General features: G+C 70.8%; 16 protein-coding genes. 11 read left to right on the forward strand and 5 right to left on the reverse strand.

Annotation, left to right across the window (positions count from 1 at the left end):
- Positions 1 to 181: 181 nt before the first annotated feature.
- From ACTMTI_RS07285 to ACTMTI_RS07300, 4 genes are read left to right on the forward strand one after another with little or no spacing between them, the layout of a single operon-like run.
- Complete coding sequence (locus ACTMTI_RS07285; protein WP_441119006.1) at positions 182 to 1,123, forward strand: metal ABC transporter substrate-binding protein; 942 nt, start codon at positions 182 to 184, stop codon at positions 1,121 to 1,123.
- Positions 1,120 to 1,899 (forward strand): metal ABC transporter ATP-binding protein, encoded by a 780-nt coding sequence (locus ACTMTI_RS07290; RefSeq protein WP_441119007.1) that lies wholly within the window; start codon positions 1,120 to 1,122, stop codon positions 1,897 to 1,899. Before ACTMTI_RS07285 ends, ACTMTI_RS07290 begins: the two co-directional genes overlap by 4 nt.
- The gene (locus ACTMTI_RS07295) at positions 1,899 to 2,771 is read left to right on the forward strand and encodes a metal ABC transporter permease (RefSeq protein WP_441119522.1); all 873 of its coding nucleotides are present in this window, start codon (positions 1,899 to 1,901) and stop codon (positions 2,769 to 2,771) included. The genes ACTMTI_RS07290 and ACTMTI_RS07295 overlap by 1 nt, the downstream gene beginning before the upstream one ends.
- Positions 2,768 to 3,157 carry a Fur family transcriptional regulator gene (locus ACTMTI_RS07300; RefSeq protein ID WP_441119008.1) on the forward strand — a complete coding sequence of 130 codons (390 nt, stop codon included), beginning with the start codon at positions 2,768 to 2,770 and terminating at the stop codon, positions 3,155 to 3,157. Before ACTMTI_RS07295 ends, ACTMTI_RS07300 begins: the two co-directional genes overlap by 4 nt.
- Here ACTMTI_RS07300 and ACTMTI_RS07305 read toward each other — a convergent pair.
- Positions 3,097 to 3,993 (reverse strand): DMT family transporter, encoded by an 897-nt coding sequence (locus ACTMTI_RS07305; RefSeq protein ID WP_441119010.1) that lies wholly within the window; start codon positions 3,991 to 3,993, stop codon positions 3,097 to 3,099. The two genes, ACTMTI_RS07300 and ACTMTI_RS07305, sit on opposite strands and share 61 nt — an antisense overlap.
- 113 nt (positions 3,994 to 4,106) lie before the next feature.
- Between ACTMTI_RS07305 and ACTMTI_RS07310 the strand changes: the two genes are divergently transcribed.
- On the forward strand, positions 4,107 to 4,634 hold the full coding sequence (locus ACTMTI_RS07310) for a CGNR zinc finger domain-containing protein (RefSeq protein WP_441119523.1): 528 nt from the start codon (positions 4,107 to 4,109) through the stop codon (positions 4,632 to 4,634).
- Positions 4,635 to 4,659: 25 nt separating this feature from the next.
- Here the strand turns inward: ACTMTI_RS07310 and ACTMTI_RS07315 are convergent, their stop codons facing one another.
- The 3 genes from ACTMTI_RS07315 to recO are packed head-to-tail and all read right to left on the reverse strand — an operon-like array spanning position 4,660 to position 6,458.
- Positions 4,660 to 4,914 (reverse strand): hypothetical protein, encoded by a 255-nt coding sequence (locus ACTMTI_RS07315; RefSeq protein WP_441119011.1) that lies wholly within the window; start codon positions 4,912 to 4,914, stop codon positions 4,660 to 4,662.
- Between the two features lie 39 nt (positions 4,915 to 4,953).
- Positions 4,954 to 5,781 carry an isoprenyl transferase gene (locus tag ACTMTI_RS07320; RefSeq protein WP_441119012.1) on the reverse strand — a complete coding sequence of 276 codons (828 nt, stop codon included), beginning with the start codon at positions 5,779 to 5,781 and terminating at the stop codon, positions 4,954 to 4,956.
- The gene (gene recO / locus ACTMTI_RS07325) at positions 5,724 to 6,458 is read right to left on the reverse strand and encodes a DNA repair protein RecO (protein WP_441119014.1); all 735 of its coding nucleotides are present in this window, start codon (positions 6,456 to 6,458) and stop codon (positions 5,724 to 5,726) included. The genes ACTMTI_RS07320 and recO overlap by 58 nt, the downstream gene beginning before the upstream one ends.
- Positions 6,459 to 6,608: 150 nt before the next feature.
- On the opposite strand from recO, the gene ACTMTI_RS07330 reads away from it, so the two are divergent.
- The 6 genes from ACTMTI_RS07330 (at position 6,609) to ACTMTI_RS07355 (ending at position 13,578) form a co-directional block, all read left to right on the forward strand.
- Complete coding sequence (locus ACTMTI_RS07330; protein ID WP_441119015.1) at positions 6,609 to 8,120, forward strand: CDP-alcohol phosphatidyltransferase family protein; 1,512 nt, start codon at positions 6,609 to 6,611, stop codon at positions 8,118 to 8,120.
- On the forward strand, positions 8,117 to 8,836 hold the full coding sequence (locus ACTMTI_RS07335; RefSeq protein ID WP_441119017.1) for a DUF5941 domain-containing protein: 720 nt from the start codon (positions 8,117 to 8,119) through the stop codon (positions 8,834 to 8,836). Before ACTMTI_RS07330 ends, ACTMTI_RS07335 begins: the two co-directional genes overlap by 4 nt.
- A 172-nt stretch (positions 8,837 to 9,008) precedes the next feature.
- Positions 9,009 to 10,034, forward strand: a complete 1,026-nt coding sequence (locus tag ACTMTI_RS07340; protein ID WP_441119018.1) for a hypothetical protein — start codon at positions 9,009 to 9,011, stop codon at positions 10,032 to 10,034.
- A complete protein-coding gene (locus ACTMTI_RS07345; RefSeq protein WP_441119019.1) occupies positions 10,031 to 10,792 on the forward strand; it encodes a hypothetical protein in 762 nt (253 codons plus the stop codon). The genes ACTMTI_RS07340 and ACTMTI_RS07345 overlap by 4 nt, the downstream gene beginning before the upstream one ends.
- A gap of 132 nt (positions 10,793 to 10,924) precedes the next feature.
- Complete coding sequence (locus tag ACTMTI_RS07350) at positions 10,925 to 12,310, forward strand: glycoside hydrolase family 16 protein (RefSeq protein ID WP_441119020.1); 1,386 nt, start codon at positions 10,925 to 10,927, stop codon at positions 12,308 to 12,310.
- 95 nt (positions 12,311 to 12,405) lie between these two features.
- Complete coding sequence (locus ACTMTI_RS07355) at positions 12,406 to 13,578, forward strand: hypothetical protein (RefSeq protein ID WP_441119021.1); 1,173 nt, start codon at positions 12,406 to 12,408, stop codon at positions 13,576 to 13,578.
- A gap of 11 nt (positions 13,579 to 13,589) precedes the next feature.
- Here ACTMTI_RS07355 and ACTMTI_RS07360 read toward each other — a convergent pair whose 3' ends face one another.
- Positions 13,590 to 15,953 carry a GH1 family beta-glucosidase gene (locus tag ACTMTI_RS07360; RefSeq protein ID WP_441119022.1) on the reverse strand — a complete coding sequence of 788 codons (2,364 nt, stop codon included), beginning with the start codon at positions 15,951 to 15,953 and terminating at the stop codon, positions 13,590 to 13,592.
- Positions 15,954 to 15,992: the final 39 nt, after the last annotated feature.

Below are 15,992 nucleotides of genomic sequence, written 5' to 3' on the forward strand. Positions count from 1 at the left end.
CTGGACGCGGCCCACCGGACGGCGTCACAGAGCCCCCGTGCGCCGTCCGGCATCCCTGCTCATGGCCTCCACTCCGTGGAGGCGGGCTCGGTCGCCCAACGCCGCTGTGTTCATGGCCTCCACTCCGTGGAGGCGGGCTGGATTTTGACAACCGTTTTCATTTTGACGCATACTGACTCACATGATGTCAGGATTTTCCCGGTCGTGTGCTGCCGGTCTGCTGGCCGGAGCCACCCTGCTCACCCTTGCTGCCTGCGGCTCAGGCTCGGCCGAGACCGCCGAGACCACCGAGAGCGCCGCGTCCGGCGGCAAGCCGAATGTGGTCGCCGCTTTCTATCCGCTCCAGTGGCTGACCGAGCAGGTCGGGGGATCCGACGTGCAGATCACGACGCTGACCGCGCCCGGCGTCGAGCCGCACGACCTTGAGCTGGGCCTCCAGCAGGTCTCCGAGATCAAGGACGCCGCCCTCACCGTCTACATCAAGGGCGTGCAACCGGCCGTGGACGACGCGGTCGACCAGGCCAAGAGCTTCGACGCCGCCACCGCCGTCACCACGCTTCCGGCCGGGGATCACGCGGAGGAGGAAGAGGGGCACGCCCACGAGGAGGAGGTCTCCTACGACCCCCACATCTGGCTCGACCCCTCCCGCCTGGCCACCGTCGCCACCAAGCTCGGCGAGCGCATGGCCGCCGCCGACGCCGCGCACGCGCAGGCGTACAAGGACCGCGCCGCCAAGACGGCGGCTGCGCTCGGCGCCCTCGACCAGGAGTTCACCAAGGGCCTGAGCTCGTGCAAGACCAAGACGCTGGTCACCGCGCACGAGGCGTTCGGCTACCTGGCCGACCGCTACAAGCTCAAGCAGGTCGGCATCACGCTCGACCCCGAGACCGAGCCGTCGCCGGCGCGCATCTCCGAGGTCGCCAAGCTGGCCAAGACCGAGGGCGTGACCACGATCTTCACCGAATCCCTGGTCAGCCCGAAGGTGGCCGAGGTGCTCGCGAACGAGGTCGGCGCGAAGACGGCCGTGCTCGACCCGCTGGAGAGCAAGCCCTCCGGGGACTACCTGTCCGCCATGCGCGATAACCTCAAAACCCTACAATCTGCACTGGGGTGTACTGCATGAGTGAAACGGCCTTCGCGATGACCGGTGGCCGGGTCTCCTTCGATGGCAAGCCCGTCCTTCGAGGGATAGACCTGACCGTCCGCACCGGGGAGGTCGTTGCCCTTTTGGGCGCCAACGGCTCGGGCAAGTCGACGCTGGTCCGCGCACTGCTCGGGCTCACGCCGCTGAGCGGCGGCACGACATCGGTGTACGGCACGCCGCCCGCCAAGTTCCGCGAGTGGTGGCGCATCGGCTACGTGCCGCAGCGGCTCCAGGTCGGCGGCGGCGTGCCGGCCACCGTACGAGAGGTCGTGGCCTCGGGCCGCATCGCCCGGCAGCGCCGGCTCCGCTGGACCAGCGCGGCCGACAAGGCGGCGGTGGCCGCGGCGCTCGAGGCCGTCAGGCTGGCCGACCGCGCCGGTGACCCCGTTCAGTCGCTGTCCGGCGGCCAGCAGCAGCGGGTGCTCATCGCGCGCGCTCTGGCCGGGGAGCCGGACACGTACGTGATGGACGAGCCGACCGCGGGCGTGGACGCGGAGACGCAGCAGTTGCTCGCCGACACGCTGTCGGGGCTGGTGCTCGGGGGCAAGACGGTGGTGCTGGTCGCGCACGAGCTGGGCCCGCTGGAGCCGCTCATCACGCGCGGCGTCGTGATCCGCGAGGGGCGCGTCGCGCACGACGGCCCGCCGCCGCGCCCCGAAGGCGAGTGCGCGCGGCCCGGTCACGACCACCAGCATCCGCATGCCGTGGAGACCGTACCGGGACCGCTCACCGGGTGGCAGGGGGAACCAAGGTGATATTCGAGCTGCTCCAGGAGAGCCTCTTCCAGCTCGCGCTGGTGGCGGCACTGCTGGTGGGGTTGTGCGCGCCCGCGGTGGGGACGTTCATCGTGCAGCGCCGGCTGGCGCTGCTGGGCGACGGTGTCGGCCACGTGGCGCTGACCGGCGTGGCGCTGGGTTTCCTGACCGGCACGGCGCCGGTGCTGACCGCCGTGATCGTGGCCGTCATCGGGGCCGTGGCCATCGAGCTGGTCAGGGCGCGCGGGCGGACCAGCGGCGACGTGGCGCTGGCGCTGCTGTTCTACGGGGGGATCGCGGGCGGCGTCATGCTCATGGCCATCGCGCCCGGCGGCAGCAACGCCAAGCTGAACTCCTATCTGTTCGGCGCCATCGCCAGCGTCACGCCGCAGGACATCTGGATCATCGGCGCACTGGCCGCCGCCGTGATCGCGGTGGTCGTGATCTTCGGCAGGGAGCTGTTCGTGCTCTGCCAGGACGAGGAGATGGCCAGGGCCAGCGGCCTGCCGGTGCGCTTCCTCAGCCTGCTGATCGCCGTCACGGCCGCGCTCACCGTCGTCATCGCCATGCGCGTGGTCGGCCTGCTGCTGGTCAGCGCGCTGATGGTGATCCCGGTGGCGACGAGCCAGCAGCTCACTCGCGGGTTCCGCACGACGATGGCGCTGGCCATGCTGTTCGGGGTGCTGGCCTCTGTGGGCGGGTTGCTCGTCTCGACCGTGTCCGCGAAGGTGCCTCCGGGGGCCACGATCGTGCTTCTTGCCCTCGCCGGCTTCGTCCTGGCCCTCGGGGTCGGTAGATTCGTACGGCGAGGCCGTACCGAGGAGTCATCATTGAGCCAGCGACCAGGGATGCGCGTCAAGGAGGTCGCATGACGACCAGACGCGATGCCGTGCACGACACCCTCCGCAGGAGCGAGGGTTTCCGCAGCGCGCAGGACGTCTATGCCGAGATGCGCCTGCACGGCGCCAAGATCGGCCTGACCACCGTCTACCGCGCGCTGCAGGCACTGGCCGACGGCGGCCAGGTCGACGTGCTGCGCACCGACGACGGCGAGTCCGTCTACCGGGCGTGCGCCAGCGACGCCCATCACCACCACCTGGTGTGCCGCCGTTGCGGGCACACCGTGGAGGTGGCCGGGCCGGCGGTCGAGCGCTGGGCGGAGGCGGTCGGCGGCGAGCACGGCTTCACCGAGATCACTCACACGGTCGAGGTCTTCGGCACGTGCTCCTCCTGCTCGGCGTCGGCCAAGGTGGGCTGAGGGCGGCGGGAGCCGTACAACACGCCCAGCACGATCACCGCACACCCGGCGAGCTGCCACGGAGACGGGCGCTCGCCGAGCACGGCCGCCGAGAGCGCCACGGTCGTCATGGGCTGGATGAGCAGCAGCAGGGCGGTGAGCGCGGCCGGCTGTCTGGGCAGCGAAAAACTGATCAGCGACCACCCGAGCACCTGCGGGCCGAGCGCGAGCAGCAGCAGCCACCCGTGCGCCGGCCAGCTCGGCGTGAAGTCGGCGCCCCCGAACAGGGGGCTGAGCACCGCGATCATCACGGTGGCGACGACGGTCGCGTGCGCGAGCGGCCCCGCGGCCCGGTCGGAGCCGCCCTTCATCAGGAGCAGGAACGCCGCGTAGGCGACGGAAGTGGCGATCCCGGCGAGCACCCCCATGACGGGATCGCTGCCGTACGCGGCGCTGTCGAACACCCCGGAGATCAGCACCACCCCGCCGAACACCACGGGGGTGCCGACCATCAGCCGCGCCGACGGCCGCTCCCGGAACAGCGCCCACGCGGCGAACGCCACGATGAACACCTGCAGGTTCCCCAGCACGGTCGCCAGCCCCGCGCCCACGTAGTCGATGGCGTGATGCCAGAACAGCAGGTCGAGCGCGAACGTCACGCCCGCCACCCAGGCGACGGCCACGCCTCGGAACGGCAGCGGGCCCAGCCTGCGCCGCTCCAGCCAGGCCAGCAGGAGCATCGGCGGCACGGCGTACGCGCAGCGGAACAACGCGGACGTCGCCGGCGATACATCGGAGAGCCGGACCAAGGGGCCGGAGGTGGAGATGACGAGCGCACCGATGACCGCTATCAGCACGATACGGCGATGTGCACTCACAGAAACCCCCGAACGCCCACACACCAGATACAGTTCGACCACGCTAGATCCCGGCGCGGACAGGAGTCAACATGCCGTTTGGCCATGACATGGTGCATTCTTTGGCGACCGTTGTCGACCTTGTCAACACCTCGCCCTCCACAGGCGGCGAGGAGGGCCTGGCCGGCCTGGCCGACTTGCGGGCGTTCGTCGAGTCCCGCCAGGTCAGCGGCGTGGGCCGGCTCACGCCGCGCGACCTCGGGCAGGTGCGGATGGTCCGCGAGGCGTTCCACCGCGTCTTCACGGCCCCCGACCAGGCGACCGCCGTACGCACCCTGAACGCGCTGCTGTCCGAGACCCGCATCACCCCCCGGCTCACAGAGCACGACGGCCACGCGCTGCACGTCCACTACTTCGCCACGGACGCCTCGCTGGCCGAGCACGTGGCCGCCGACTGCGGGGTGGCCCTGGCGCACCTGCTGGTGGAGGGCGAGGCCGAGCGCCTGCGCACGTGCTCGGCCCCGGACTGCGAGCGGGTCTTCGTCGACGAGTCCCGCAACCGGTCCCGGGTCTACTGCGACAGCCGCACGTGCGGGAACCGCATGCACGTCGCCGCCTACCGCGCCCGCCGCCGCGCCTGACAGCGGCTTCCCGGGAAGCCGCGCTTCACCCGCCCATGACCTCCGGGAGGCGATTCTGGAAGTCGAGGATGCCTACCCAGGTCGGACGCAGGGCGATGCGGGCCATCGTGGTGTCCGGATGGTCGGCCTGGGCGACGTAACCGGCGCCGCCCTCCTCCCCGAGATGTTGAACCTCGCGCGCCCGGAGCTCGAACTCGGCCGCCGAGACCCGCCGGCTGCCCGTGCAGGCGGTCAGCAGCAGTAACGGCACGAGGAGCAGTGCCCAGATCGTCCTACGCAAGAAACCCCCGCAGTGGCCGCCGTACTGACGCCCCCTTGGTCAGACCTTGTTGGGGACCGCCCCGCCATAGCGCCTGTCGCGCTTGGCGTAGATCTCGCACGCCTCCCACAGGTCCCTGCGGTCGAAGTCCGGCCACAGCCGGTCCAGGAACACCATCTCGGCGTACGCGGACTGCCACAGCAAAAAGTTCGAGAACCGCTGCTCGCCCGAAGACCGCACGAACAGGTCCACCTCGGGGATCTCCGGCTCGTCCAGGTAGCGGGCGAACACCTTCTCGTTGACCTTGGACGGCTTGATCCGGCCAGCCGCGATGTCCCCGGCCAGCTTGACCGCCGCCTCGACGATCTCGGCCTGCCCGCCGTAGTTGACGCAGAACTGCAACGTCAGCTTGCGGTTGGAGACGGTCATCTCCTCGGCGGTCTGCAGCTCGGAGATGACGCTCTTCCACAGCCGCCCCGGCTTGCCCGCCCAGCGCACGCGCACGCCCATGGCGTTGAGCTCGTCGCGCCGCCGCCTGATCACGTCGCGGTTGAAGCCCATGAGGAAGCGCACCTCGTCGGGTGAGCGCTTCCAGTTCTCCGTCGAGAACGCGTACGCGCTCAGATAGGGAACCCCCAGCTCCAGAGCGCCCTCGATGACGTCGAACAGCGAGGCCTCGCCTGCCTTGTGCCCCTCGGTGCGGGGCAGGCCGCGCGCCTTGGCCCAGCGGCCGTTGCCGTCCATGACGATGGCCACGTGCCGGGGCACCAGGTCACGCGGGATCGGCGGCGGCGTCGCGCCGGACGGATGCGGGGACGGAGGTCGTACGTTCACACGGGCTCCCTTTCGACGTGTCGGAGAGAGCGTATTCCGTGTTCGAGGTGCCATTGCAGATAAGCGGCCACAAGGCCGCTGCACTCGTTGCGATGGCGCGCCTCAGAGGCGTCGGCGGTGGCCCAGTCGCCGCGCAGCAGCGCCGTCATGAGCCCGATCGTCTCCCCCGCGGGTACGGCGGAGCCGGCCGGGCGGCACGCCCCGCACACCACGCCTCCGGCGACGATGGCGAACGCCCTGATCGCCGGCGCCCGGCACTTGGCGCACGCGTCCAGCGCGGGCGCGTAGCCGGCCACCGCCAGGGAGCGCAGGAAGTAGGCGTCCAGCACCAGCCTGGCCTCGTGCTCCCGGTCGGCGAGCGTGCGCAGCCCGCCCACCAGCAGCAGGAACTGCCGCAGCGCCGGCTCCTTCTCCCCGTGCGTCAGCCGGTCGGCCGTCTCCAGCATCGCGCTGCCCGCGGTGTAGCGGGGATAGTCGCCAGCCAGCCCTTCGCCGTAGGGCCTGATCGTCTCCGCCTGGGTGACGGCGTCGAGCGTGCGGCCGGTGTGAAGCTGCAGGTCGACGTGCGTGAACGGCTCCAGTCTGGCCCCGAAGCGCGACGTCGTCCTGCGCACGCCCTTCGCGACGGCGCGGATCTTGCCGGTGCGCTTGGCCAGGATCGTGACGATGCGGTCGGCCTCGCCGAGCTTCTGCGTACGCAGAACCACGCCTTCGTCACGGTAGAGACTCACTCGGACATCTTACGGCCACGCGCTATACCGGCGGGGAGGGCGTTACGGGCATGCTCTGTTGACGCGACTTTGCGTGACCCTCACTACACTTTTACGTCTGTCCCGCATTACCCGTTGTTCAACCCCCCGCTTACTGCCTGAAAGGGAGTCATGACCCGCGTGGTCCTGCTGGGCGCCTCGCCCGGCCCCGACACCTCTCCGACCGGCCTGAGGCTGGCCGCGCTGCCCGGCGAACCGACCGTGGCCGAGCGGCTGCGCAGCCAGCTATCCTCCCTGGATCCGCAGCTCGCCACGATCGCGACAGGCGACGTGGCCGCCGCCCTTCGTGCCCTGGCCGACGTCGCGGAGTCCGCAACGGAGAGCCTGCTCATCATTCCGGACAACTCCGTCGTCCACGACGAGCTGATCTACCAGATCACCAAGACCAAGCGCGGCGCGCTGGCGCTCGTGGCGAAAGAGCCGCGTCCGGAGACCGCCGAGGAGGAGGCTCAGGAGGACAGCGTCCCGATCGACGAGGCCGAACCGGAGATCGGGCTCAGCCGCGTCGAGGGACTGCCCGTACGCGCTCGCGTCGGCAAATCCCGCGTGGTGTCGGTGGGCACCGCGCATCACGGCGTGACCCGGCCCAACGCGGTGATGCTCGGCCCGTTGCACATCAGCGCGCGCAACGCGCCCGTGCTGGCGGAGACCTGCCGGCAGCTCGCCGCCATGGCCCACACCTTCGGCGCGGACGACGACCTGGTGCAGCTCGTCGTGTTCGGCCTGGTGCGCAACGGCGTGTCGGTCGGCATCCGCGGCCGCCGCGACCTGTTCTACCGCCGGGTCACGACCCAGGAGGAGGTCAACGAGGCCGGGGCCGAGATGGCCGGCATGGACGAGGACCGCGCCCGGCTCAACAACGCGGTCAAGGGCGCCGACGGCTTCTTCACCACCTACTTCGTCTCCACCTACTCCCGCTACATCGCCCGCTGGGCGGCCCGTCGCGGGCTGACGCCCAACCAGGTGACGCTGATCTCGATCGCGCTCGGCGTGGCCGCGGCCGTCTGCTTCGCCACCGGCGACCGCCCGTGGATGGTGCTGGGCGGCGTGCTGATCTACTTCGCGTTCGTCTTCGACTGCGTCGACGGGCAGGTCGCCCGCTACGCCCGCAAGTTCGGCGTGCTGGGGGCCTGGCTGGACGCCACGTTCGACCGGTTCAAGGAATACGTGGTCTTCGCCGGCCTGTCCATCGGCTGGGTGGTCTCCGGCAACAGCGACAGCATCTGGATCCTGGCGCTGGCGGCACTCGGCCTGCAGTCGGTGCGTCACCTGCTCGACTTCTCCTTCGGCGTCGCCAACCGGCGCAAGCCGCCCGCCAAGCTGCCCACGGTGGCGCTGGACGCCCCCGACGACCGCGATCTGCGCCAGGCGCTCGTACGCCGCAAGGTGGAGCGCAGCCAGGGCCTGCGGGGCGTGCTCAAGATGTGGACCAAGGCGGGCAAGTTCCGCGCCGTTCACTGGGCGCGCAAGATGATCGTGTTCCCCATCGGCGAGCGGTTCGCGGCCATCGCGATCACCGCCGCCTTCTTCGACGCCCGGGTCACCTTCCTCACGCTGGTGATCTGGGGCTCCGTCGCCGCCGCCTACACTCTCACCGGACGCCTCATGAGGTCGCTCGTATGATCACCCAACCGCAGGCCATGGCAACCCCCACGCCGGACCCCGACGAGGAACGCCGCCGCATCCAGACCGCCCGCCTGCTCGCCTATCGCGACGACGGCCCCCTCGTCCACGCGCTGGCCGGCCGGCTGGGCCCGGGCCTGCCGCCCGTGCCGGCCACGCTCGCCGCCCTCCTGGCCGTGATCGCCATCACGGCCACGGGGCTGCTCCAGCCGGGCCCGATCCTGTTGCTGCCTGTGGCGATCGCCCTGCTGCTGATCCTGCCCACGGCGCCACGTAACCATTTGGGGCGCTTCGACTGGCTCACGCCGCCGCTGCTGCGCGGCACCGAGTTCCTCACCGTGATCGTGATCGGCCTCGCGGCCGATGCGCCGAAGTGGTTGCTGTTCGTGCTGGTGTACGTCGTGGGCTACCACACCTACGACACCGTTTACCGGACCCGGCAGAGCATCTGGCCGCCCGCCTGGGTGTTCCACGCGGGGCTCGGCTGGGAGGTGCGGCTGCTGATCATCGGCGTCGGCGCGGCCCTCGATGTGCTGACGCCCGTGCTGGCGGTGCTGACGGCGTACTTGTTCGTGCTGTTCGCGGTGGAGAGCGTGACCAGTTGGGTCCGCCTCGACAAGGCCTCCGCCCAGGCGGGCGCCGACGCCGAACAGGACCTGGAGGCCTCCCCGGAGGACCAGTTGGAGCAGGCCACCGGCGAGGCCGAAAAGGGCTGAGGTTTTCCTTCTCCTCTACGGCGCCGCACGTCTCGTGCGGCGCCGTACGTCTTATCGCACCGGTATCGCACAAGGCGTGCGAGTCCGCCATCCCGGGCAGTGAGCGCTTAGTCTGGGGATTCAGGACACTCGGGCCGGGGCTCCGGTCCGGACCGGAGCCAGGAGACGCGGGATGGCGTTCTTGTCGCGGCTGTTCAAGCGGGGCGATCCGCTGGCCGAGCGCGAGGAGGCGCATCGCCAGGGCATGCGGGACGCCCGGCAGCACCCCTTGGGCGAGTTCACCGATCCCGACTTCCAGCCCGCGTACGTCACGGAGATCCGCGCCCGGGCCCGCGAGCAGATCACCCAGGTCGACCGGCGGCTGGCGGCCACCCGTACGGCGCTGCTGGAGCGGGCGCTGGGGGCGCGCGAGGCGATCCTGCGGGAGCTGGGCAGGAGCGACACACGGCCGGAGCCGGCCGCCCACGTCAACGGGCACTCCCCCGCCGGAGAAGAGGACGGGTTCATCTCGATCGAGGAGGCCAGGGCGCGGCGGGTGGAGGCGCGGCGGCGGGCCCTGGTCGAGGAGACGAACACCGACGTGCAGCGGGCCAGGGCCCGCATCGAGCACCTCACCCAGGAGTGGGAGAGCGCGCTGATGGAGCGCGACCACGAGGTGGAGGCGGTGCACGCCAGGGCCGAGCAGCTCATCGCCGCCTACAAGGGCGGCGTGTTACGGGCGCACCCGCGCAAGGAGGAGATCCCGTCCCTGTGGAAGGGCGAGGTCATCGCCCAGGCGGCCACCGGTGACACGCCTACGGCGATCTCGGGACGGGATGAGATCGGGCGGATCCTGCGTGAGGTCGAGGACCGGATCGAGGTGTGGCATGCGGAGGTCATGCCACGGGAGCTGACCGGCGAGCCGCGGCGCCAGATTTCCCCGCCCCGCGCGGATGAATCGGCCGACGGCCTCGCCCCAGACGACCACGACGCCTCGGCCGACGGCCCCGCCCCAGACGACCACGACGCCTCGGACACTGCGACCGCCCCGGACACCCGGAACGCCTCGGACGCCGGAGACGCCCTGGAAACCCGGAACGCTTCGTACGCCGGAAACACCCCGGACGCCCGGAACGCCTCAGACACCGGGACCGTCGCGAACGCTTCGGATGACACAGACGGTGGCGGGACCTCGGAGCGGCGACAGGAGGGCGTGTGAGGGCGGAGCACGAGGGTGGCGAGGGGACCCCGTGGCGGCGGCCGGGGGCCGCGCGCCGGGTGATGGCGGCCTTGGCGGCGCTGCCGCTGCTCACGGCCGGGATGACGGGGTGCGGGACCGAGGCCCGTGCCGTCTGCGGTGTGATCGTGGATTCCACCAGCTATGCCGATCCCGCCACCTCCAGGAACGACGTCACCTCCAAGCTGCCGCCCTTCGCCCAGGGCTGTGACTGGATCGGGTTCGCGGCCGTCACGGGAAGCTCGGAGAGCAGCACGTGCCGCCAGGACCCGGTGCCCATCGCCGCCACCCAGGCCGAGAACCCCAATGACAATCCCGTCGTCGAGGACCGCGTCCGGGCGCACCGCATCAAGGAGGTGCTGCCGAGGGCGCTCACGTTGTTCGACTGCCCGGCGGATGGCGAGGGGTCGGATGTGCTGGGAGCCCTGCGTTACCTGGTCAAGCAGCTCAGCGCGCAGCGGCAAGCGGACAAGGCGCATCAGATCATGGTGTTCAGCGACCTGATCAACAACCGGGGCGACCTGAACATCAACAAGCTGGACCTGAGCGAGGGCGCCCGCGAACAGAAGATCAAGCAACTGCGGGACGCCCGGCTGCTGCCCGACATGACGGGCTACAGCGTGGTCGTCCACGGCTTCCTGCGCGAGAAGACGTCGAGCCCCGACCGGTTCCCGCTGCTCGAAGGGTTCTGGCGGGAGGCGTTCGAGTCGGCGGGCGCGACCACGGTGGACCTGCTCTGAGCCCACCGGCTGAAAACGCTCTCCAATGCCGCGCTGCCGCACGCTCTTGCGGGAATGTTGACAGCCCGTAAAGGCTGTGCTCACCTTGAGAGAGCGCTCTCTCAAGCGTTCCGCACCCCCCATGGAGCGACGATGACAACAGCAATCGGGCGCAGGCGTCGCCTGGCGTTGGTGGCCGTGGTGCTCACCGCACTCACGGGCCTGCTCGTCCAGGCGGCCGTCAGCGCCTCGGCCGCCGTCCCGCCCACCCCGTCCGGCTGGTCGCTGGTCTGGTCCGACGACTTCAACGGTGCCGCGGGCACCCTCCCCTCGTCGAACAACTGGATCATCGACACCGGGCACTCGTACCCTGGCGGACCGGCCAACTGGGGCACCGGCGAGGTCCAGAACTACACCTCCAGCACCGCCAACCTCAGTCTCGACGGCTCGGGCAACCTGCGGATCACGCCCCTGCGCAGCGGCTCCGGCGAGTGGACCTCAGCCCGCATCGAGACCAGGCGGGCCGACTTCAAGCCCGCCGACGGGCGCATCCTGCGCATCGAAGGCCGGATCCAGATGCCGAACGTGACCGGCGACGCCGCGCTCGGCTACTGGCCGGCGTTCTGGGCGCTCGGGTCGCCCTATCGCGGGAACTACTGGAACTGGCCGGGCATCGGCGAGTTCGACATCATGGAGAATGTCAACGGCATTAACTCCGTCTGGGGCGTGCTCCACTGCGGCGTCAACCCGGGCGGGCCGTGCAACGAGACCACCGGGCTGGGCGCCAGCCGCACCTGCCCCGGCTCGACCTGCCAGTCGGCCTACCACACCTACCGCTTCGAGTGGGACCGCAGCGTGAGCCCCAACCAACTGCGGTGGTACGTCGACGGCCAGCAGTTCCACAGCGTGAGCCAGGCTCAGTTCGACGCGGCGACCTGGACCGGCATGACCGGCCACGCGGGCTACTTCCTGTTGCTCAACGTGGCGATGGGCGGGGCGTTCCCCAACGCTCTCGGCGGCCAGACGCCGACGGCGGCGACCGTGCCGGGCCGGCCCATGATGGTGGACTACGTGGCGGTGTGGCAGAGCGGCACCGGCTCCGGCCCGACCGATCCTCCGGGAGGCGTCGACGCGCGTTCGACCATCCACGCCGAGCGCTACCAGGCCCAGTCCGGCACCATCGTCGAAACGACCACCGACACCGGCGGCGGGCAGAACGTCGGCGCGATCTCCAACGGCGACTGGCTCCGCTACGACGGCGTCGACTTCGGCACCCAGGCGGCCCGGCAGTTCAGGGCCAGGGTGGCTTCCGGGGCGGCCGCCGGGGTGAGCGGGCTGGTCCAGGTGCGGCTGGACAGCCCCACGGCCGCGCCCATCGGCGACTTCGCCATCGCCAACACAGGCGGGTGGCAGAGCTGGCGTACGGTGCCGGCCAACATCTCGGGAGTGACCGGGACGCACACGGTGTACTTGACCTTCAGCAGCGGGCAGCCCGCCGACTTCGTCAACGTCAACTGGTTCACCTTCTCGACTTCCTGACGCCTGCCCTGTGGAGTCCCGCCGCGGCCGCTGCGGGACTCCACGGTCTCGAACTCGCGGTTAGCATCGAAGCAGGATCCGCTGTTGGAGGCCCGATGCGCTTCGTTCGCCGGAAACAGGCCGAATCCTTCGAGCCTGGCGAGGTCACCCGCATCACGCCTGCCGTCGCGTACGACGGCGACCTCTACCACCTGCCCGACTGGCCGCAGCGGCGCGGCGAAGAACGCGAGCTGGGCCGTACGCACGCCGCCGAGGGCCAGATCGACACGCTCACGCTGCAGACCGGCAGCGTGCCTCGCTTCCATGAGCTGGAGGACGAGCGGCTGGCGGAGCTGGCCGAGCTCGACGAGCGCAGCGAGCAGGAGCTCCAGCGGGCGCGCGCCGAGTTCGAGTCCCAGAAGATCAGGCTCGCCGAGTCGCAGCGCACGTTCGCCGAGGCGCGCAAGGCCCTGGAGGACAGCCAGCGCCGGGTCACGGAGCTGGAGCAGCCGAGCAGGCGGCCCGGCGACGGCCGGCCCAGCTCCATCGCGATCTCCGGCAGCCACTGGCCGCTCATCCGCCGCTGGCTGCCCGCCGCGCTGCTGTTATCACTGCTGGTGATCGTCGAGGTGCCGATCCTCTACCAGGTCATCCTGAGCTGGGGCGACAGTGTCGCGATGACCGCGCTGCTCGCCGCCGGCGCCGCGTTGATCATGCTGGTGGCGCCGCATATGTACGGCAGGGCGTTCCGGGCCTGGCAGGAGCACGGCAGCTCGGCCAAGGGCCGGTGGCTGCTGATCGGGGTGGCGCTCGTGTGGCTCGGCCTCATCGTGGCCGTGGCCGTCCTGCGCCGGGACGCGCTGGTCAAGCCGCTGGTCGTGGACGGGCAGGAGATCGGGCCGACCTCGGAGGGCGTGGGCCAGCTGCCCACCATGATCCTGCTGCTGGCCCTGCTGATCGCCACCGCCCTCATCGCCGCCGACCTGGGACGCCGGATGCACAATCCGAACGACCGCCGGCTGCGCGAGTTCCGGGCCAAACGCGACGCCGAGGCTACGGCCTGCGCCGCCGCCCAGGCCGCCTACCAGCGCGACGCTGGATACGCGGAGAGCATCGCCCAATATCTCCAGGCGGTGGACCGCCGCAAGGCCGGCCGCCTGCGCCGGCTGGACAGCGGCTTCGACAGCCTGGCCACCGCGTACCTCGGGGGCGTGGTGGAGGGGCTGCGGGATCCGGAGGCGGCGAGCTGGGCCGAGCGCATCGTCACGCGCCGCCGCACCCGCTCCTGACCGCGTGCGGCTCAGGCGGACTCCCTGATCACGAGGCGGGTCGGCAGCACGACGGACTCGGTGTGGCGGCCCTCCAGCCGGGACAGCAGCAACCGTGCCACCGCCAGCGCCTGGTCGGCGACGGGCACGCGGACGGTGGTGAGCCCGGGCGTGGTGGCCGAGGCGGCGTCGATGTCGTCGAAGCCCACGACCGCCAGGTCCTCCGGCACCCGCCGCCCGGCCTCCCGCGCCGCCTGCAGCGCCCCGATCGCGAGCTGGTCGCCGGCGGCGAAGACGGCGTCCAGCGCGGGATGGTCCTCCAGGAGCTGCCGGGTGGCGGCCGCGCCGGACGACCGGCTGAGGTCCGCGGGCGCCAGGAAAGGCTGCCGCCCGGCGCGCCGCAGTGCCGCCCGGTGGCCGGCCAGCCGGTCCTGCGCGGCGACCAGGTCCATGGGGCCGCAGATCATGCCGATGTGGCGGCACCCGCGGGCGAGCAGGTACTCGGTCGCGGCCTGCGCGCCGCCGGCGTTGTCCACGTCCACGTACGGCACCATCGAGGCGATCTGGGGCTTGCCGAGCAGCACGATCGGCACGCCGGTGCCGGAGAGCCGCTCGGCCAGTGTGTCGCCCCTGTCGGGCGGCAGCAGCACGACGCCGTCGACCAGCCGCGCCTCCACGTGCTGGACGATGCGCCGCCGGCTCTCGGCCGTGTCGGCGACCATGAGGGTGATCTGCTTGCCCGCGCCCTCGAGCATGCTGGTGACGTACTGGACGACGGCGGCCGTCAAATGGTCGCCGCCCTGCCTGGGGACGGACAGGACCAGCGCGATCGTGTTGGTGCGCTGGGTGACCAGGCTGCGGGCGGCCGCGTTGGGGACGTACCCCAGCTCCTTGACCGCCTGCAGCACCGCCGCGCGGACCTCGGTGCTCACCGACCCCTCGCCGTTGACCACGCGCGAGACCGTGGCCCTGGAGACGCCGGCGCGGGCGGCCACGGTCTCCAGGGTGGGGCGCTTGGGGCGGGTCTCGATCAGGCCGTTGCGCCTGATGACGTCGCGGTACCACAGCGCGCTGTCCTTGACCCGCCGCCGCTGCGTGGCGAAGTCGACGTGGACGAGGCCGAACTTGCGCTGGTAGCCGTCGGCCCATTCGAGGTTGTCGAGCAGCGTCCAGACGAGGAAGCCGCGTACTCTGGCGCCTGCCTCGATGGCCGCGCGCACGGCACGCAGGTGCTCTTCTATGAAGCTGATGCGGTCCTGGTCGTGGATGCCGTCACCGGTGACCACGTCGACGAAGTCGGCGCCGTTCTCGGTGATCATCAGGTCGGTCTCGGGGAACTCCGTGGCCAGGCGCCGCAGCAGCAGGGACAGGCAGCCGGGGACGATGGGCCAGCCCATGGCGGTGACCGCTGTCGGGACCGTGCAGAACAGCACGCCCTCGCTGCCCGGGAAGGACGGGTCGGCGGGCTCGCTGGGCTGCGCCTGCACGACCAGAGGGGAGTAGTAGTTGACGCCGAGCAGGTCGACGGGCTGGGCGATGAGCTCCAGGTCGCCGTCGCGCACGTGGCCGAGCCCGGTGGTGCGGTCGATGATCGGCAGCAGCTCCGCCGGGTAGGCGCCGCGCAGCATCGGCTCCAGGAACTGCCGGTTGGCCAGGGTGTCGATCCTGGCCACGGCCTCGGCGTCCTCTTCCGTGAGCGCCCTGCCGAAGTCGCTCACCTGGGCGGGGGTCAGGACGGGCGAGACGTTGACCAAGGCACCCACCTTCGCCGCGCCGGCCGCGTGCAGGGCCTGGGCGCCGAGCCCGTGCGCGAGCAGCAGATGATGGGCGCTCAGAAAAGCGTCGGCGGCCGATTTCCGGCCTGGCGCGTGAATTCCGGAGCCGTAGCCGAGAAAGGCCGCCACCCACGGCTCGTTCACCGTGAACCACGTGCCGACCCGATCCCCGAGCCGCTGGTGAACGGCGGCGGCGTATTCGGCGAAATGGTGGGCGGTATCGCGGTTCGGCCAGCCGCCGGCGTCCTCCAAAGCCTGCGGCAGGTCCCAGTGGTAAAGCGTGGCATAAGGCGTGATACCCGCGCCGAGCAGCTCGTCGAGCAGCCGATCGTAAAAGTCGAGCCCGGCCTGGTTCGGCTTGCCGGATCCGTCGGGGAACACCCGCGTCCAGCTCACCGAGAACCGGTAGGCGGCCATTCTCAGGTCCTTCATCAACCGCACGTCGTCGCGATAGCGGTGGTAATGGTCGCACGCCTCGGCACGGTCGGCGGAAAAGGTGTCCCAAATGGAAAGGCCGCGACCGGCTGCGGACGTGGCGCCCTCGATCTGGAAGGCCGAGGTCGACACTCCCCAAATGAATCCCTCGGGGAAGGTCGCGGTAGTCTTATCGGTGGAGCTCATAACGGCGAATGCCTCCGTGAACGTCAGAGCGTCCAGTCT

The sequence above is a fragment of the Nonomuraea sp. H19 genome, assembly GCF_052068215.1.
Classification (GTDB): domain Bacteria; phylum Actinomycetota; class Actinomycetes; order Streptosporangiales; family Streptosporangiaceae; genus Nonomuraea.